The organism is Neisseria sp. HMSC70E02 (genome assembly GCF_001838645.1).
GTDB classification, from domain to species: Bacteria; Pseudomonadota; Gammaproteobacteria; order Burkholderiales; family Neisseriaceae; genus Neisseria; species Neisseria macacae.
The window spans coordinates 29,222-46,469 of sequence record NZ_KV838078.1 but is presented as its reverse complement, the minus strand read 5'-3'; the positions used below and the strand labels follow the sequence as shown (position 1 = coordinate 46,469).

The 17,248-nt window shown below is 53.3% G+C and carries 14 protein-coding genes and 1 tRNA gene; 10 read left to right on the top strand and 5 right to left on the bottom strand.

Annotation, left to right across the window (positions count from 1 at the left end; genetic code table 11):
• Nucleotide 1 precedes the first annotated feature (1 nt).
• Nucleotides 2-1,345 (bottom strand): Na(+)-translocating NADH-quinone reductase subunit A, encoded by a 1,344-nt coding sequence (locus tag HMPREF3277_RS03835; protein WP_070870096.1) that lies wholly within the window; start codon nt 1,343-1,345, stop codon nt 2-4.
• Nucleotides 1,346-1,706: 361 nt separating this feature from the next.
• Nucleotides 1,707-3,128, bottom strand: a complete 1,422-nt coding sequence (locus tag HMPREF3277_RS03830) for a sodium:proton antiporter (protein WP_003755974.1) — start codon at nt 3,126-3,128, stop codon at nt 1,707-1,709.
• A 151-nt stretch (nt 3,129-3,279) separates the two neighbouring features.
• Between HMPREF3277_RS03830 and HMPREF3277_RS14865 the strand changes: the two genes are divergently transcribed.
• On the top strand, nt 3,280-3,570 hold the full coding sequence (locus HMPREF3277_RS14865; protein ID WP_168168246.1) for a hypothetical protein: 291 nt from the start codon (nt 3,280-3,282) through the stop codon (nt 3,568-3,570).
• 203 nt (nt 3,571-3,773) lie between these two features.
• A tRNA-Ile gene (locus HMPREF3277_RS03820) sits at nt 3,774-3,849 on the top strand.
• A 294-nt stretch (nt 3,850-4,143) separates the two neighbouring features.
• Here the strand turns inward: HMPREF3277_RS03820 and HMPREF3277_RS03815 are convergent.
• Nucleotides 4,144-4,743: a TetR/AcrR family transcriptional regulator gene (locus HMPREF3277_RS03815; RefSeq protein ID WP_070870095.1), complete on the bottom strand. Its 600-nt coding sequence runs from the start codon at nt 4,741-4,743 to the stop codon at nt 4,144-4,146.
• Between the two features lie 444 nt (nt 4,744-5,187).
• On the opposite strand from HMPREF3277_RS03815, the gene HMPREF3277_RS03810 reads away from it, so the two are divergent.
• From HMPREF3277_RS03810 to HMPREF3277_RS03800, 3 genes are all read left to right on the top strand, one after another.
• Nucleotides 5,188-7,233, top strand: a complete 2,046-nt coding sequence (locus HMPREF3277_RS03810; protein ID WP_070870094.1) for a TonB-dependent receptor — start codon at nt 5,188-5,190, stop codon at nt 7,231-7,233.
• A 290-nt stretch (nt 7,234-7,523) separates the two neighbouring features.
• A complete protein-coding gene (locus HMPREF3277_RS03805; protein WP_070870093.1) occupies nt 7,524-7,922 on the top strand; it encodes an extensin in 399 nt (132 codons plus the stop codon).
• Nucleotides 7,923-8,048: 126 nt separating this feature from the next.
• Entirely contained in the window at nt 8,049-8,624 is a 576-nt protein-coding gene (locus tag HMPREF3277_RS03800) for an NAD(P)H-dependent oxidoreductase (RefSeq protein WP_070512766.1), read from the top strand.
• Nucleotides 8,625-8,639: 15 nt separating this feature from the next.
• Here HMPREF3277_RS03800 and HMPREF3277_RS03795 read toward each other — a convergent pair whose 3' ends face one another.
• The gene (locus HMPREF3277_RS03795) at nt 8,640-9,401 is read right to left on the bottom strand and encodes an SDR family oxidoreductase (protein WP_070870092.1); all 762 of its coding nucleotides are present in this window, start codon (nt 9,399-9,401) and stop codon (nt 8,640-8,642) included.
• Nucleotides 9,402-9,572: 171 nt separating this feature from the next.
• Between HMPREF3277_RS03795 and HMPREF3277_RS03790 the strand changes: the two genes are divergently transcribed.
• The 5 genes from HMPREF3277_RS03790 to HMPREF3277_RS03770 all read left to right on the top strand — a co-directional run bounded on the left by HMPREF3277_RS03790 (nt 9,573) and on the right by HMPREF3277_RS03770 (nt 16,861).
• On the top strand, nt 9,573-10,406 hold the full coding sequence (locus HMPREF3277_RS03790; protein WP_070870091.1) for a bifunctional transcriptional activator/DNA repair enzyme AdaA: 834 nt from the start codon (nt 9,573-9,575) through the stop codon (nt 10,404-10,406).
• The gene (locus tag HMPREF3277_RS03785) at nt 10,396-11,022 is read left to right on the top strand and encodes an alpha-ketoglutarate-dependent dioxygenase AlkB family protein (protein ID WP_070870090.1); all 627 of its coding nucleotides are present in this window, start codon (nt 10,396-10,398) and stop codon (nt 11,020-11,022) included. The genes HMPREF3277_RS03790 and HMPREF3277_RS03785 overlap by 11 nt, the downstream gene beginning before the upstream one ends.
• A gap of 157 nt (nt 11,023-11,179) precedes the next feature.
• Nucleotides 11,180-12,412: an MFS transporter gene (locus HMPREF3277_RS03780; protein ID WP_070870089.1), complete on the top strand. Its 1,233-nt coding sequence runs from the start codon at nt 11,180-11,182 to the stop codon at nt 12,410-12,412.
• A 194-nt stretch (nt 12,413-12,606) separates the two neighbouring features.
• Nucleotides 12,607-15,159: a calcium-binding protein gene (locus HMPREF3277_RS03775; RefSeq protein ID WP_070870088.1), complete on the top strand. Its 2,553-nt coding sequence runs from the start codon at nt 12,607-12,609 to the stop codon at nt 15,157-15,159.
• Nucleotides 15,160-15,523: 364 nt separating this feature from the next.
• Nucleotides 15,524-16,861, top strand: a complete 1,338-nt coding sequence (locus HMPREF3277_RS03770) for a sodium-dependent transporter (protein ID WP_070870087.1) — start codon at nt 15,524-15,526, stop codon at nt 16,859-16,861.
• A gap of 66 nt (nt 16,862-16,927) precedes the next feature.
• Here HMPREF3277_RS03770 and HMPREF3277_RS03765 read toward each other — a convergent pair whose 3' ends face one another.
• A complete protein-coding gene (locus tag HMPREF3277_RS03765) occupies nt 16,928-17,191 on the bottom strand; it encodes a DUF1289 domain-containing protein (protein ID WP_003761976.1) in 264 nt (87 codons plus the stop codon).
• Between the last annotated feature and the right edge of the window lie 57 nt (nt 17,192-17,248).

Here is a 17,248-nt window from a genome sequence, read left to right as displayed (position 1 = left end):
ATCAGCCTTCCTTCTCAATGGTTTCCAGCACCTTGCGCAACAGCGGGCCGTATTCGTATTTGCCCGGGCAGACGAAGCTGCACAAAGCGAGGTCTTCTTCGTCCAATTCCAAGCAACCCAAAGCCTGCGCGCTGTCGGTATCGCCGACGATTAAATCGCGCAAAAGCAAGGTGGGCAGGATGTCCAGTGGCATTACGCGCTCGTAAGTACCAATCGGCACCATGGCGCGGTCGCCACCGTTGACGGCTGTCGTGAACTTGAAGAGTTTGTTTTTCAGGAAATGACCGAGGGTCGTACGCGTAATCGAGTATTTGTCCGGCTGCGGCGCAACCCAGCCGAACAGCTCTTTGCTGCGGCCTTCTTCGATAACGGAAATCTGATTGTGGTAGCGTCCCAAATAATCATGCGCGCCTTGTGCAATCGCGCCGTTCAATACCGAACCGGAAATCACGCGGTTGTCCGCATCAACCAATTCGCCGGCGGTAATTTGCGACGCCTTCGCACCCAAAACGGTACGCAAGAGGCGCGGTTTGTTGACTTGCGGGCCACCCAAGGCAACCACGCGTTCGGCGTTCAGACGACCTGTTACGAACAAACGTCCGATGGCAATCACGTCTTGATAATTGATTGTCCACACGGTTTTATTCGCACCGACAGGCTCAATGAAATGAATGTGTGTGCCGCTCAAACCCGCGGGATGAGGGCCGCCGAATTCGTGTGTTTCAATGTTGGCGGCGTTTTCAGACGGCACGTCCGCACCGGCTGCTTTACAAACATGGATTTTGCGTTCGGTCAGACGGCTCAACACCAGTAAACCTCGTCTGAAATCCTCGGCGGCTTCTTTGATCACGACCACAGGGTCTGCCGCCAGCGGATTGGTGTCCATCGCATTGACGAAAATGGCGAACGGCTCGGCATCGACGGCGGGGATTTTGCTGAACGGACGGGTGCGCAGCGCAGTCCACAAACCGGATTGAATCAGATTGCGGCGCACTTCTTCGCCGCTTAAGTTTGCCAACGCATCGGGTGCGTAGCGTTCGAACTCGATTTCGTCATCGCCTTCAACGGCAATCACGACCGACTGAAGCACGCGCTTTTCGCCGCGGTGAATCGCGGCGATTTTGCCGGAAGCCGGCGCAGTAAACACCACGCCCGGATTTTTCTTGTCTTCAAACAGCACTTGGCCTTTTTTGACGGCATCGCCTTCCTTGACTCTCATCGAGGGGCGCATACCGGCATATTCTTCGCCAAGCAACGCGACTTCGGTAATGGCCGGACCGTCGTAAACGGCTTGCTCCGGTCTGCCCGCGATGGGCAGGTCTAGGCCTTTTTTGATTTTAATCATAGATTTGCATTACTTGTGATGAGTTAAACAGAATAAAATGTTCCAACTTTTCAGACGACGTTTGAAATGGCAAAGCATGGGGGAGGTCGTCTGAAAGTAAAGCCTTACTTACGGAAAACAACAATTAAATGAAAACTGTAAAACGTTTGATTTTAGCAGGAACAGTCCGCCTTATGTCAGATTTACGCAGATTTTTTCCAGCTTCCTGCCCCGAATCCCACGCAAAGCAGCCCTCCAATAAAATTACAAGATATTGATGCCCCAAATTAATCCCTTCGAAACAAGCGGCAGAATACAAAAGGTCGTCTGAAAACCGAATCACAAGAATCAGGTTTTCAGACGACCTTTTGAAGTTTAAGAATCAGAACAACTGCCAAACGAAGAAAATCAGCGTGTGCAGTATAAACAGCGGAATCAACACCCCCACCGACCACATCATATAACCGAAGAAAGTCGGCATCGGCACGCCGCGCTGCTCGGCAATCGCTTTAACCATGAAGTTCGGCGCATTGCCGATATAAGTGAGCGCGCCCATAAATACCGAACCCATGGATACCGCCAACAGCGAATGGAACAGATGCCCCGTCATCAGCGCCTGAGCATCGCCGCCCGCCATATTAAAGAACACCAAATAAGTCGGCGCATTATCCAAAAAGGCGGACAACAAACCGCTCATCCAGAAATACATCGTATTAATCGGATTACCCGAAGCATCATGCACCAACGACACCACTGCCCCCAGCGCACCCGCCTCGCCTGCCTTCAAAATCGCCAAAACAGGGGAAATCGTAATGAAAATACCCAAAAACAGTTTGCCCACTTCGGCAATCGGGTCGAAATTGAATTCATTGCCCGCCCTGACCTGTTTGGGCGTAATCAGCAGCGAAACAACGGTCAGCACCAGCAAAATCACATCGCGCACCAAGTTTTGCAACGCATAGTGGCTGCCTAAAATCTCAAACCCCGGATGATCGGGCTTCCACAAGCCGGACAGCAAAACCGCACCGACCACGCCCGCCAGCAGCAGAAAATTCCATTTGCCGGCAATGCGCAAATCTTCATCGGCCTCCTCTTCCTGACGAATCTGCTCCACATTGGCTTCACGCGCGTGATACCGGCTGTCGATAATATAAAACACCAGCAACAGCACCACCGTACTGATCAATACGGGCATCAACATGTGTTTCACCGTCCACATGAAATCCACGCCCTTCAAGAAACCCAAAAACAGCGGAGGATCGCCCAACGGCGTCAGGCCGCCGCCGATATTTGCCACCAAAAAAATAAAGAATATAACGACATGCACCTTATTCTTGCGGTAATGGTTTGCCTTCAGCAGCGGACGAATCATCAGCATTGCCGCACCGGTCGTCCCCATAAAGGAAGCCATCACCGTCCCCGCTGCCAGCAGCCCGGTATTCAGCGCAGGCGTACCATTGAGCTTACCCCAAACCAAAATCCCGCCCGAAATCGTATATAAAGCCAAAAGCAGAAGGATAAACGGGATATATTCCTCAACCAGCGCATGGGCAACCGTATGCACACCCGCCCCGAAACCGAACACAACGGCGAACGGAACCAAAAACAGCAGCGTCCAAAACGCCGTAATTTTGCCGAAATGGTGATGCCAGGTATGCGCGAAAAAGAGCGGGCCCAACGCGATAGACAAAAGAATCAACGCGAACGGCGCACCCCAAAACAGACTGAGCGTTGCGCCGTCAAAATCAGCGGCGTGAGACACAGCGGGAAGCAGGATGAGGGATAGAATTGGTAAGCGGCGCATTGTTTTTCCTTGTTTTTCTTAGTTTTCTTATGAACGAAAAGCCTAAACAAACACATCCGCACAATGCCGTGAAATCAAACAAAAACGTCTGCAACCAACCTTGGCATCAAGCGGCGGAGTGTTGCCATATGTAAACCTTGTTTGATTGTAAGTGAAAACCCTGCCCCAAACCAGTCAAAATAACCGACCGCCCTACCTTGTTTCTCAATATTCACTCCCCTATTCCACCATGTCTGCCGAATCAGATTTTCAAAATCCTTTTGAAAATAAAATGCTAGGTCAAAACAATGTAAACTATCAAAATATAACTTTAGATTTATTTTTCCAAACATTTACACTCAGCCCATTGGACAGGAAATTATCGACCGCCGAAATCCGCTTTCCACCCAAAGCAGCAAACCACAGGCAAGACAAGTCTACTGCGGCAGTACAACCCAAATGATCAATATAAAGCCGGTCGGCAATAGCAGACATATTATAGTGGAATTAACATAAATCAGGACAAGGCGACGAAGCCGCAGACAGTACAGGTAGTACGGTAAGGAGAGGTAACGCCGTACTGGTTTAAAGTTAATCCACTATATCTTTTTCAGACGACCTTGTAAGCGGAATAATTTATGATACAATACGCCCCTACTCTTGAACGGGTCTGTAGCTCAGGGGTTAGAGCAGGGGACTCATAATCCCTTGGTCGTGGGTTCGAACCCCACCGGACCCACCAATCAAATCAATGCCTTGCGTAAGCAAGGTATTTTTTCATGTCGCAACTGTGTCCAATTTGTGTCTTAAATATAGTCGATTCCGTCCAATATCGCAGCATGGGCTTGAAGATATTCCGCCGACAAATTCGCTAAATCATTCCCTGCCTGATTTGCCTGCATCAGGGCAAACCCATGCAGCTCCTAGTGCCAATCTAGTGCAATCTAATCAAAACGTCGTCTGAAAATCGACAATTCGTTTTCAGACGACGTTTTATGAGAAATGCAGCGAATCTCTTTCACCTTCGCCAAAAAACTCAATCCCCTCCCTCGTTCCTTCCTTCTTCTCCCGCCAAGCCGTGCAGCAGCAATCCCAATACGTCTTGAGGCAGCTTTTGCGGCGCAGCGGCATAAAGCGCGGCCAGTTGCGGATGGCGCATCAATATATCCGCCTGACGGATGAACAGGTCGATGAGTTCCACCGGCAAATCGGGCTGGATCAGGCGGCGTTGTTGCAGGGTATGGAAGAAACCGCGCATAAAGGCGTATTTTTCTTCGTTCAATTCGTGGAAAAACCGCTCCAGTTCCAAATCGGTATTCTCTTCGATGTCGCGCAGGAAGGAGGCGGAATAAAGCTCGTCGAACGACCGCCGTTGCAGGGCGAAAACGGCTTCGGCGGCTTCGCGCAGGCTGCACTGCCGTGCAAGTAGCGCCTCAAATTCGGCACGGACGCGGTTTTTCTGCTCGGTAACGATTTCCTGCAAGAGCGCGTTTTTGCCGCTGTAATGTTTGTAAAAGGTAACGCGGCTGACGTCGGCCTCGGCGCAGATTCCGCCTACGGATACGGCGGAAAAGCCGTGTTCGCGGAACAGGCGGCGGGCGGTGTCGGCGATGGTTTGTTGTTTGCTGGCGGTCATGACGATAGGAAGCTTTTGATTTTATTCATAAAGGGTTTTCATTAAAGTTATCCGAAAGTCGGATACTCATCATATTTCCCCACGGCGGCAATGGCAATATGGCGGCGTTTCAGACGACCTCTTTCCTTATCCCTCCGCTCCGCCCTATGGATGAGGGCTGTCGAATGCTTAGCAGGCCAAATTCATAAAGGTCACGGAATTGCCCTCCCAAACCTTCTCCCGCCGAACTGGGAGAGGGAATTGTTTTTGAGATGGTTCACTATAAAAAGGAACAAGTAAAGTGAATGATAAACACTTGCATTCCTGTTTTTTGTTTCTTATACTTTACATTAATAGTTTGTTTTATGTAAATATGTAAACAACAAATATTTGCATACCGACGGAGCGGTTTGATTGTCTGATGTTCAATCCGCCCCGACGTATGCCGTCTGAAAGGATAAGGAAATGCAGAAACCTACCCTCCGCCGCCTGCCCCTATTGATTGCCGCCGCCTTTGCCTCCGAATGGATTTATGCCGCCGATGCGGCGCAAAATGCAGAACAGGTGCAGTTGGAAGAAGTCGTCGTAACCGGCGAACGCACCAACCACAGCGGCTTTGAAACCGCCACGTCCAACCGCGTCTTCACCACGCCGAACATCGACCGCAGCGGCCACAATCTTTCCGCGACCGACCTGCTCAAACAAACCGTGAACACGGTGGACTTGGGCAGCGGCAACGATTTGCCGACCGTGCGCGGCGTGGACGGCTCGGGACCCGCCGTCGGCGCGGTGGCGTTTTTCGCGGGCACGCGGCCGCGCCTGAACCTGTCCATAGACGGCCGCTCCGCCACTTACAACGAATTCGCCTTTGGCACGCAGTCGTTGTGGGACATGCAGCAAGTGGAAGTCTTGCGCGGGCCGCAAAGCCATGTGCGCGGGCAGAACGCGGTGGCTGGCGCGGTGGTGATGCGTTCCAAAGACCCGACCGACGAATGGGAAGGCGCGCTGCGCTTGGGTTTGGGCAACCAGAAAACGCGCAACATCGCCGGCGCGGTGTCCGGCCCGATTGTGAAAAACAACCTTGCCTTCCGCCTGAGCGCGGAGCGGCAGCAGCGCGAAAGCTACGAACCGTTCGTGTCCTACGAGCCGACCGGCAACCCGCGCCGCGTGGAAAACACCAACGTGCGCTTCAAACTCCTGCTCACACCCGAAAACCATCCCGATTTTTACAGCCGCCTGACGCTGAACCACATCCGTTCGCGCGCGCCGCAAAACGAAATCATGGGCAACACCGCCAGCCGCCGTTTTTTAAAAGAAAAACCCGTGTTCGTAACCGGCTCGACATCGGGCATCTGGGACGTATCGTGGCAGCTTAACGACTATTTGAAACTGGAAAACAAACTGGTTTACGGCCGCTACCACAACGAGCGGCTGCATCTGCCGATGACTGTCAGCCCGCAAGGCGTGCCCGCCGAACTCAAAGGCCGCGAACTGCAATGGGAGCCGGTATTGCATTTTTCAAACAAAGGCCGTCTGAAAGGCCTTGCTGGACTGCACTACTTCCGCAGCAAACAAGACGAATGGGTAGATATCCGCAGCGTCGGCGGCCGCAATACCTTTGACGACCGCAACAGCGTGCGCGCCCTGTTTGCCGAAACCACATACAGCCCCAGCGAAAAATGGGACATCACAGCCGCCGCCCGCCTTGAAAAAGAAACGCACAAACGAAGCGGCGGCAGCGGCGCGCTGCACCTTGATTTAGACAAAGGCCAGACCGTCTTCCTGCCCAAAATCGACATCGCCTTCAAACCCACTGACCAATGGGTCAGCGGCATCAAAGCTGCACGCGGCTACAACCCCGGCGGCGCGGGCATCACCTTCGGCCGCCCTGTCGTAACCTACACTTATGAACCCGAATATGTGAACAACTACGAGTGGTACACCCGCTGGCGCAGCGCGGACCGCCGCCTGCAACTCTCCGGCAACCTGTTCCTGAACCACTACCGCGACATGCAGCTCCCCTTCTATCTCGGCACCAACTCCGTCGTCATCCGCAACGCCAAAAAAGTCTACACCTACGGCGCGGAACTCGCCGCCGACTGGCAGGCGACCGACAGCCTGAAACTCACCACCGGACTGGGGCTGCTCAACACCAAAATCAAAAGCTATCCCGACAGCGGCATCGAAGGCAACAAACTCGGCCGCGCACCCAAATACACCGCCAACATCGGCGTGAAATACCTGAACGACAAAGGCTGGGAAGCCGGCGGCGACGTGAGCTTCTACGGCGGCTACTACTCCGCCGCCGACAATGCCGAATCAGGCAAAATCGGCGCATACAACCAAGTCAACCTCTACACCGCCTACAATTTCAAACAAGGCCGCGTCTCGCTCTACGCCAACAACGTGTTCAACCGCCGCCGACCCATATTCATTTCCAGCGCCGACCGCCAAGACGCGCTCTACCAACGCCCCAGAAGCGTAGGCGTGAGCGCGGAATGGAAATTTTAGGCGAAGCTGAAATGATAGAGGCCGTCTGAAAAAAACGTAGATCGGGCATCAATGCCCTACCTACGGTTACTGGAATAACGAAGGTCGTCTGAAACGGCCGTAACAACCGACTGCCGTCATTCCCGCGCAGGCGGGAATCCAGAATGGAGACTCGAAGACACTTCTTTATCCGATAAGTTTCTGTGCGGATGGGTCTGGATTCCCGCCTGCGCGGGAATGACGGCACAAGAAGTCTAATCATCAACAATATCCAACCTGCGCCCAACCCCCAAAACACCCAAAGGAACCCCATGCACTACTTCACCCCCGCCAAAACCCTGCCCGAAGGCACCATCTATCTGACCGACCTGACCCACGTCGCCGACTTCGCCGACTGGCTGGCCGAATTCGAAACCCTGTTAAACCAAAACCGCCGCTTCGCCACCGTCTGCACCCCGATGCGGCGGCAGGTAAGCGACGAACAGCGCATTGCCGACCGCAAAACCTACATCGAATGGATAAAGGCACACCGGCCGCAACTGTCCGAACGCTGCGCCGCCATGCTCCTCATCGAACCCGACGCGGCGCAACTGGCGTTCTTCCGCGAACAATCGTCCAAACTCGCCCCCGCGCTGGGCGTGAACTACATCGTCGAAGCCGACGAGCAAACCGCCCTGTTGCGGGCGGAAGAAGCGTTAAAGGCCGTCTGAAAACAGAATCCATGCTCCGGCAGCAGTTCCATCACTCAGCCTTGCCTGCCCGATACGGATTTGAGCAAACCGACATTCGTTTGATAGCATGGGAACACTCGGCAACTGACTTTCAGGAGTACAAAAATGTCATTTACCACAATCATTTATGCCCATCCCTACGATCAAAGCTTCAATTACGGCATTTTGCGGCGCGTACAGCAACTGTTGGACGAAAAAGGCGAAAAATACCGGCTGATCGACTTATACGCAGACGGTTTCAATCCCGCCTACACCAAAGAAGAGCTTGCCCTGTTCAACCAAGGCAAAGCCCTTGACCCGCTGGTTTTGCATTATCAGGAACTCTTGAAAACCACCAACCGCCTGATTTTTATCTTTCCAATCTGGTGGGCGGATATGCCCGCCATCGTCAAAGGATTTGAAGACAAAGTTTTCCTGAAAACATTCGCCTACGTCCCCACTGCCACAGGCTTGAAAGGCAACCTATCCCACATCAAAGAAGCACTGGTCATCAGCACATCCACCGCCCCCACATGGTATCTGAAATGGTTTGGCGGCAACGGCATCGGCAAAGCGATGGTGGGACACACGCTCAAAGGCATCGGTATCGCCAAACGCCGTTGGCTCAACTTCGGCAATATGGACAAATCCACCGCCGAACAGCGGCAGGCGTTTTTGGCAGATTTGAGCCGAAGCGTGTAATCTTCAGGCGGTCTCTTACTTCACCGCCGAATTTCCGCCGTCCGCAAACAACGCCGTACCCGTTACAAAACTGCCCATCGGGCTGACGAGGAACAAAATCGCGGCGGCAATTTCTTCGGGTCGGGCGATGCGTTTGACCGCATGCAGCCCTTCCGCCCATGCCCGCTGCTGCGGGTCGGTAGTCATCATTTCCGTATCCGTACCGCCGGGAAGCAGGGCATTGGCGCGGATACCTTGGGCTGCATAGTCGGCGGTAATGCCTTTTGCCAGCGCGGAAAGTGCGGCTTTGGCACAGCCGTAGGCGGTTTTGTTCGGCAGGGCACAACTGGTGCCGACAAAGCTGGACGTGAACACAATCGATCCACCGCCGCGTGCGAGCATAGCGGGAATTTGGCTGCGCGCGCCCAGAAAGGCAGCAGTCAGGTTTCCGTCCAGCGTTACCCGCCACTCTTCGGGCGAAAGTTCCGCCAAGGGTTTGTACGCTCCGATGATGCCCGCGTTGTTCACGGCGATATCCAAGCTGCCGAACTCTCGCTCTGCCGCATGGACGACGGCTTCGTGCGTTTCAGGCAGCACTGCGTCACCTGCCACGGCAACAGCCCGTCCGCCGCTTGCGCGTATCAGTGCGGCGGTTTCTTCCAGTTTGTCGGCACGGCGGGCACATAAGACAACGTTTGCGCCGTACTCCGCCAACAGCAGTGCAACCGCGCGACCGATACCCGACGACGCGCCGATAACGGCGGCGGTTTTATTGTTCAAATTCAATAAGCTTGACATAACGTTCCTTACATATGCGGTTAAAGACGATGCAAGTTTAAGGAAGCCACGATATAAAGACGACCCGATTATTGATGAATTTCAGACAGACAAACAATCTTTCCATCAATAATCGGGTCGTTTCTTGTCGGCTTTCAGGCTATCCTATCCCATACAACGACAGGATAATTTATGAACTTAAATCAAACCCGCCAATTCCTCCGTATTGCCCGCGCCATCGAATACCTTTACGACCATGCCGCCGAGCAGCCCGATTTGGCTCAGGTGGCGGCAGTGGTTCATGTCAGCCCCGAACATTTGCAGCGCGAATTTTCCGCATGGGCGGGCATCAGTCCGAAAAAAATGCTGCAACACATCAGCATCAGCCGTGCCAAAGAAGCCCTGAAAAACAGCGAAAGCGTGGCGGAAGCGGCGCATTGCGGCGGACTGAGCGGCACGGGGCGGCTGCACGACTTATTTGTCGGCATCGAAAAAATGACTCCTGGTGAATACAAAAACGGCGGAGCAGGCCTGCAAATCCATTACAGCCTGATTCCCGGCCCCTTCGGCGACCTGTTGGCAGCAGCAACAGACAAAGGCATCTGCTTCATGCGTTTTTCAGACGACCCCTCCGCCGCACTGGACGAATTGCGCGCCGAATATCCGAACGCCCGCCTAACCGAACGGGAAACCGCATTCCACCGACAAGCCGCCGATATCTTCCGCACCCGGTGCGGCCGCGTTACCCTGCACATCAAAGGCACACCCTTCCAGCTCAAAGTGTGGCAGGCCTTGCTCGATATCCCCGCAGGCAGCCTGCAAAGCTACGGCACGGTGGCGCAGCGCATAGGCTCACCCAACGCTGCGCGAGCCGTTGGGACGGCCATCGGGCAGAATCCCGTTGCATTACTCATTCCCTGCCACCGCGTCATCCGCGAAAACGGCATCATTGGCGGCTACCGCTGGCAACGCGGGCGCAAAATGGCGATATTGGCGCACGAATTGGGAGACACTGATGACGCTTGACCTCTTCCCAGAAACCGCCAACCCGCACGCCAACCTCCTGCCCTACGACGGCATCGTCAGCAATTTCGGACGGATTTTCACCATCGCCGAAGCCGACCGTTATTTTGAAATTTTGCAGCGTGATATTCCCTGGCGGCACGACGAAGCCGTGATATACGGCAAACACATCATCACCGCCCGCGAAGTCGCGTGGTATGGCGACACACCCTACAACTACGGCTATTCCGGCGCAAACCGCATCGCCCTGCCGTGGAGCGGCGTCTTGCCCGAACTCAAAAACCGCGTGGAAGCCGCCATCGCCGACATCTGCCCCACCCGCTTCAACTCCTGCTTGCTCAACCGCTACAACAACGGCAACGAAGGCATGGCATGGCACAGCGACGAAGGGCAGGGGCTGGGCAAAGACAGTGCCATCGCCTCCCTCAGCCTCGGCGCAACGCGCAAATTCGCCTTAAAACACAAAGAAAGCAAGGAAAAACGCGAAATGTGGCTGGAACACGGCCAGCTCATTTTGATGCATGGCGAAACGCAGAAACACTGGCTGCACACCATCCTGAAAAGCACCCGCATCCAAGAGCCGCGGATTAATCTGACGTTTCGGGTGATGAAAGGATAAAAAGGGGCTGCTTTTTTCCATTTCAGACAGCCCCCGAAAGTCGTCTGAAAAACTACTTGAAAATGTAAAACAGAAAAGCCGTAGGTCGTCTGAAACGTTTTTCAGACGACCTACGGCACCCACATCATTCCCGTACACTCGCAATAGGGAGCCATCCATGTCCCAACAAAACCCGACATCCCCCGCCCCGCGCGACTGGCTGCTGCTTATCGGCGGCAGCACCTACAAATTCACGCTGACCGGTTTTTATCTGGTCGCGCTGGTCACTATTTTGAAAAACCACGGTTACAGCCTGAACCAACTGAGCTGGATACATTTAATCGGCGGTATCGAAGCGGCGAAGGTGTTGTTTGCCGCGCTGATGGAGCGGCGGCCGGCGGGGCGGTTCGGGCGGTTTCGCGGCTGGCTGCTGGCGGCGACGCTGGGGCTTTCGGCGGTGTTCGGGCTGATGGCCTGCACCGACATAACGCAGAACTTCCCGCTGCTTCTGGCCTGCTGCGTTTTGCTCTCGGCAATGTCGGCGGTGTACGGCTGTGCGATGCTGGGTTTGTCGTGCATCGTCCTGCCGCACCGCGAACGCGGTTTCGGCGGCGTGATTCAGACGATGGCGGCGCGCGGCGGCAAGATGATCGGCGGCGCGCTGGTGTTGTGGCTGTATCAGGAATACGGGCAGACGGCGGCGGCGGGCTTTATGTTGGCGTTCAGCCTGCTGATGCTGCTGCAACTCTTGTGCTACCACGAGCCGGAAAGTCCGACGGCGCAAGGCGGTTTGACGGCATTGGCGGCGCGGCTGGTCTCCTTTTGGCGGCAGCCTGAAACGGGCTGGCGGTGGCTGGTTTTGCTGTTTGCCGTCGCCGCGCCGTATGCGTTTGCGGCGGCGACTTTTGTGCCCAAGTTGGCGGATTTGGGCTTTACCCCGAAGCAGACGGGCGGGATTCTGGCGGTGGGTATTCCTGTTGCCTGCCTGATTGTTACGCCGCTATCGGGCTGGTTTTCGCGCAATTATCCGCGCCGCAAACTCGTGTTCCTGCTCTACGCGCTGCAACTGCCGCTTTTGGCGTCCATGACCGCCATCGACGCGCTCGCCCGCATCCACCCTTGGCTGCCGCCCGCACAAATCATCACCCTGAGCCTGAGCTACACACTGCTGCTGCCGGTGATACTGGCGTTGGTAATGGACAAATCCGACCGCGCCACCGCCGCACTCGACAGCAGCCTGCAATTTTCTGTCGTCCTGCTCGGCAGTTACGCGGCCGGTTTCGCCGCCCTGCGGCTGGCAAAGGCAGTCGGCTATGCCGATGCGTATTGGGCGGCGGTGGGTCTGGCCGTATTGGCGGGCGGGCTACTGTATGCGTGCCGAGGCTTGTTTGATTCAGACGAGCCGTCATGAAAACCCCGTACCTTCGTATTTGAAGTGCAACGGTTTCCCGAATAAAAACAGGACACATCATCTACAACCCTTCTGAGCGATCCCCACTTTCAGACGACGTTTCCTTTTAAATCGACATAGAACTTTTCAGCGGTTGCATTGCCTATTATGTCTTACTGTTCAAAATGACAGACCATTTCAAAAGGAACATATTAATGTCAGAAACTGTTACCTACGATCCCTCCCGCTACGGTGCCAAAGCCGCATACACGACTTATGAAGCCGACCAGGGTACACTCTCAGCAGGTGCAACAGTCAAAAAAGCCGCTTCCACACACTCCACTGCCCACGAAGCCAGCAAACAGTCTTACGTTGACCTGCCGGCCAATGCCGCCGTTTCGTTTACAGCAAAAGCGGATGCGGATGCCGCCACCCTCCGCTATACCGTTCCCGACGGGGCAACCGGCAAAGTTGAAATCCAAGTAAACGGCAAACCCGTAGCCAACCTCGATTTATCATCAAAACACAACTGGCAGTATTTGGAAAATTATGAACACCACAAAGGCGAAGACATCAAAATCCACGATACGCCTGCTGCCGACCGTGTCGCCCGCTTCCAGTTCGACGAAGTGGGTACGCTGTTGAAAAATACATCCATCCAAAGCGGCGACACCGTCACCATCGTCAACCAATCAGGCAACACCCCGGTCGGTATCGACTTCGTTGAATTGGAAAAAGCCCCTTCCGCGATCAAACAGCCCGCAAACAGCGTCAGCATTACCGATTTCGGCGCAAAAGCAAACGACGGAATCGATGATTCGAAAGCCTTGACGGCGGCAATCGAATCGGCAAAAACCTTCGGAAAATCCGTTTACATTCCCGAAGGGCAGTTTGATTTCGACCACCAGCTCCACATCTATGCCCCTAAAGGAATCAGCATCGGCGGTGCCGGCAGGTGGCATACCAAACTGCATTTCACGAGCGAGGAACCGCCCGTTTTTGAAAACGGTACAGTGAAAAAAGGCGGCGGCATCGTGTTTGAACATGGCAGCAACAATATTGATTTCGGCAATCTGTCGATGGATTCAAATTTGGCATCCCGTTTCCACCAACAAGCCAACTACAAAGGCATTTCCGGCACTTTGGGCAAAGGCTCGTCCATCCACGACATCGCCATTGAGCATTTTGAAGTAGGCATCTGGATCGGCGATTACACCAAAGTGGACAATGAACACCCACTGCACTACACAGACGGGCTGACCGTCTCCAACGCCCTCATCCGGAACAATCTCGCAGACGGCATTAATTTTGCGCAGGGAACCAGCCATTCGACCGTCATCAATTCCAACATCCGAGGCAACGGCGACGACGGTCTGGCGACATGGTCGAGCATTGCAGACCAAACAGAATCCAAAGTAGCCGAAAACAACCGTTTCCTGAACAACACCGTCGAACTCGGCTGGCGCGCGGCAGGTATCGGAATCTTCGGCGGCGCCGGACATGAAGTAGCCGGCAACCTGATTCGCGACAACACCGCATGGTCGGGCATACGCCTCAACACCGTTTTCCAAGGACACAATTTTGACCTGAACAAAAAAGGTATTTCGGTTCGGGACAATCTGTTAATCGGCAATGGCACACGAACCGACACATACGGACGCGAAAAAGGCTCTATCGACTTCGAAGAAGAGCATGGCGCAATCAAAAACGTCAAAGTCGAAAACAACATCATTGCCAACAACCTGTCCGACACAGCCATTACTCAGACATCGCCGATTTCAAACGGCAAAGGCATCGCCCTATCCGGCAACAACATCATCGGAAATGCGATGGTTTCTGATCCATCCGCTGTTGATCATCCGGAAAAAGTTACCTCCATTACCCGTCAGGAACTCAGCAATATTCCCGATCAAAATTATTATTACGTCAACGAAACCGCCGGCTTCAAATCCGTCAGCGTGACCTATATTACAGGAACGGCAGGCAACGACAGCATCAAAGGCACTGACAGCATAGACCATATTGACGGCAAAAGCGGCGACGACAACATTTATGCCGGCGGCGGCAACGATACCGTATTCGTCAGCGGTGGAACCAACTTCATCAGTGGCGGCGATGGCGACGATATCGTCAGAGGCGGCGACGGCAGAGATACCGTCAATGGAGATTCAGGAAACGATGTGATTTTCGGCAACGGCGGAGACGACCATCTCAATGGCGGGGCGGGCAATGATACGTTGTTCGGCGGCGAAAACAACGATGTCTTTTATGGCGAGTCGGGCAAAGACGTGCTGTATGGCGGCTCCGGCGACGACTTACTGTTTGGCGGTTTAGACGACGATATCCTGTATGGTGGCGCAGGGAATGATACCTATGTCTTCTGCTTCGGAGAGGGACATGACACCATTTCTGACAATCACGGCAACAACGCCCTCCAATTCGGACAAGGCATCGCCGTCAAGGATTTGCATATCCATGCAAGCACCGACGCAAGCGGGGCAATCGATTGGGAAATCACCATTGCCAACTCAGGCGGCAAAATCACCATCGACAACCAATATCTCAAAGGCAGCAACTCCGCTTCTGTCGGAGAATTCCGATTTGACGAAGGGACATTTACCGTAGAAACCTTGCTGGACAAACTGTTGGCAAGCGGTCAAACCAGCGGGTTTGAAACAGTCAACAACGGAGTCGGCAGCTTTAACTACACTGCCGATACGGCAAACGTGCAGCACTACGATGCCGTAACGCAACCGACAATTTTATAGCGGCCTGATGGAAATTCAGAACTGGCGTGGTTTGGTTCTGACTTCCACGCCCCCTCGCAGGATATTAAGCTGCTGTAACAGTATGCCGAAGTCAGGCTGAAATGTTCACGCTGTCCGCACAAACAAGAGGTCGTCTGAACCGGCTTTCAGACGACCTCTCTCAATTTTTGGCATAAAATATCTTTTTTTACACATTTTAATTTAAATCATTTCTCAAATCATAGCCATTTAAAAAATTCACGCCAAAAGCTTATCGTTCTACGCACCATCCATGCGTTATTTTCCACCGCGTCCGCCATCCAGTATTATCCCCGACTACGCTTTGTTACAATTCAGCCAATTTTATTTCTCAACATATCCCGCTATGAGTCATTCATCCTCTTGGTCTTCCAAAATCGGTTTCGTCCTTGCCGCGGCAGGCTCTGCCATCGGTTTGGGTGCGATTTGGAAATTCCCTTATACCGCCGGTACGAACGGCGGGGCAATTTTTGTCCTTCTGTTTGTCATCTTCACGATTATCGTGGCGTTGCCGGTACAACTTGCCGAGTTTTATATCGGGCGCACAGGCGGTAAAAACGCCATCGATTCGTTCAAAACCCTGCGTCCCGGCTCGCTTTGGCCTTGGGTCGGCCGGATTGGTGTGGCGGCGTGCTTCATTTTATTGTCGTTTTACAGCGTAGTCGGCGGCTGGGTTTTGAATTATGTCGTACACAGCTTCACCGGCGAAATTGCCCCGAATGTTGATTTTGGCGCCCTATTCGAAAAAACAATTTCCAATCCGACAAGTTCGATTCTTTATCAGGGGCTGTTCATGCTGATTACCATTTGGGTAGTCAAAGGCGGAATCTCTGACGGCATTGAAAAAGCAAACCGCTATCTGATGCCTGCTTTGTTTATTTTGTTTATCATTTTGGCAATCCGCTCGCTGACCTTGCCCGGCGCGATGGAAGGCGTCAGTTTTTTATTGAAACCGGATTGGTCGAAAATCAAATCGGAAACGATGCTGACCGCGCTGGGTCAGGCTTTCTTTGCGTTGAGTATCGGTGTATCGGCAATGATTACCTACGCCTCGTATTTGGGTAAAGATCAGGATATGTTCCGCTCGGGCAATATCATTATGTGGATGAACCTTTTGGTATCGCTGCTGGCAGGCTTGGTCATCTTTCCGGCGGTATTCGCATTGGGCGCCACGCCCAGCCAAGGTCCCGGCCTGATTTTCGTGGTCTTGCCTGCCGTATTCATGAAAATTCCGTCCGGCAACTATCTGTTTGCCGTGTTCATGATGTTGGTTGTCTTTGCTACGCTGACTTCAGCGTTTTCCATGCTGGAAACCGTGATTGCGGCAACCATCCGCCAAGATGAACGCAAACGCAGCCGGCACACTTGGGCCATCGGCATTGCCATCTTTATTGTCGGCATCCCTTCTGCCCTATCATTCGGCGTATGGAGCGATGTGCTTATTTTTAATAAATCTATTTTTGATTTATGGGACTACATTATTACTGCCATTATTATGCCGCTATGCGCATTAAGCATCTCCATCTTTACCGGCTGGATTCAAGACAGGCAGTCCGTTTTGACCCATGCCGGCATGGGCAGTATCGTACCGAAAACGCTTCTATATCTATGGCTGGGCGCGTTGCGCTACATCGCTCCGATTGCCATTATCGTGGTCTTCATTAATTCTCTTCAAATCATCTGATTTGCCACTATTTTCGACAAATAAAAAAGGACGGAAGCAAACCCGTCCTTTTTATATTTCATCACCTTATCCCTCATCCTCAAACAAAAACCCGCTTTGCGCCTCCACACCGACTTCTGGCGCTGCCATGGCATCGAGCTGGCGGTTGCGGATTTTGGTTTTCCTCATACTGAGAAGACGCATGACCTGATGCTTTTGATCATCGGTCATTTTTTGCCAATAAAGCCTTTCTTCACGGCTGCGCAGACAGCCTTTGCAATAGCCTTTGGCATTGGCTTCACAGACGCCGATACAGGGGCTGGGGATGGGAAAAAAATCAGGTTGTTCCATATTTTAAAAACGTTTGTGAAAAGAGGTCGGAGCGAACCAAAAATCCGACTGCGTCCG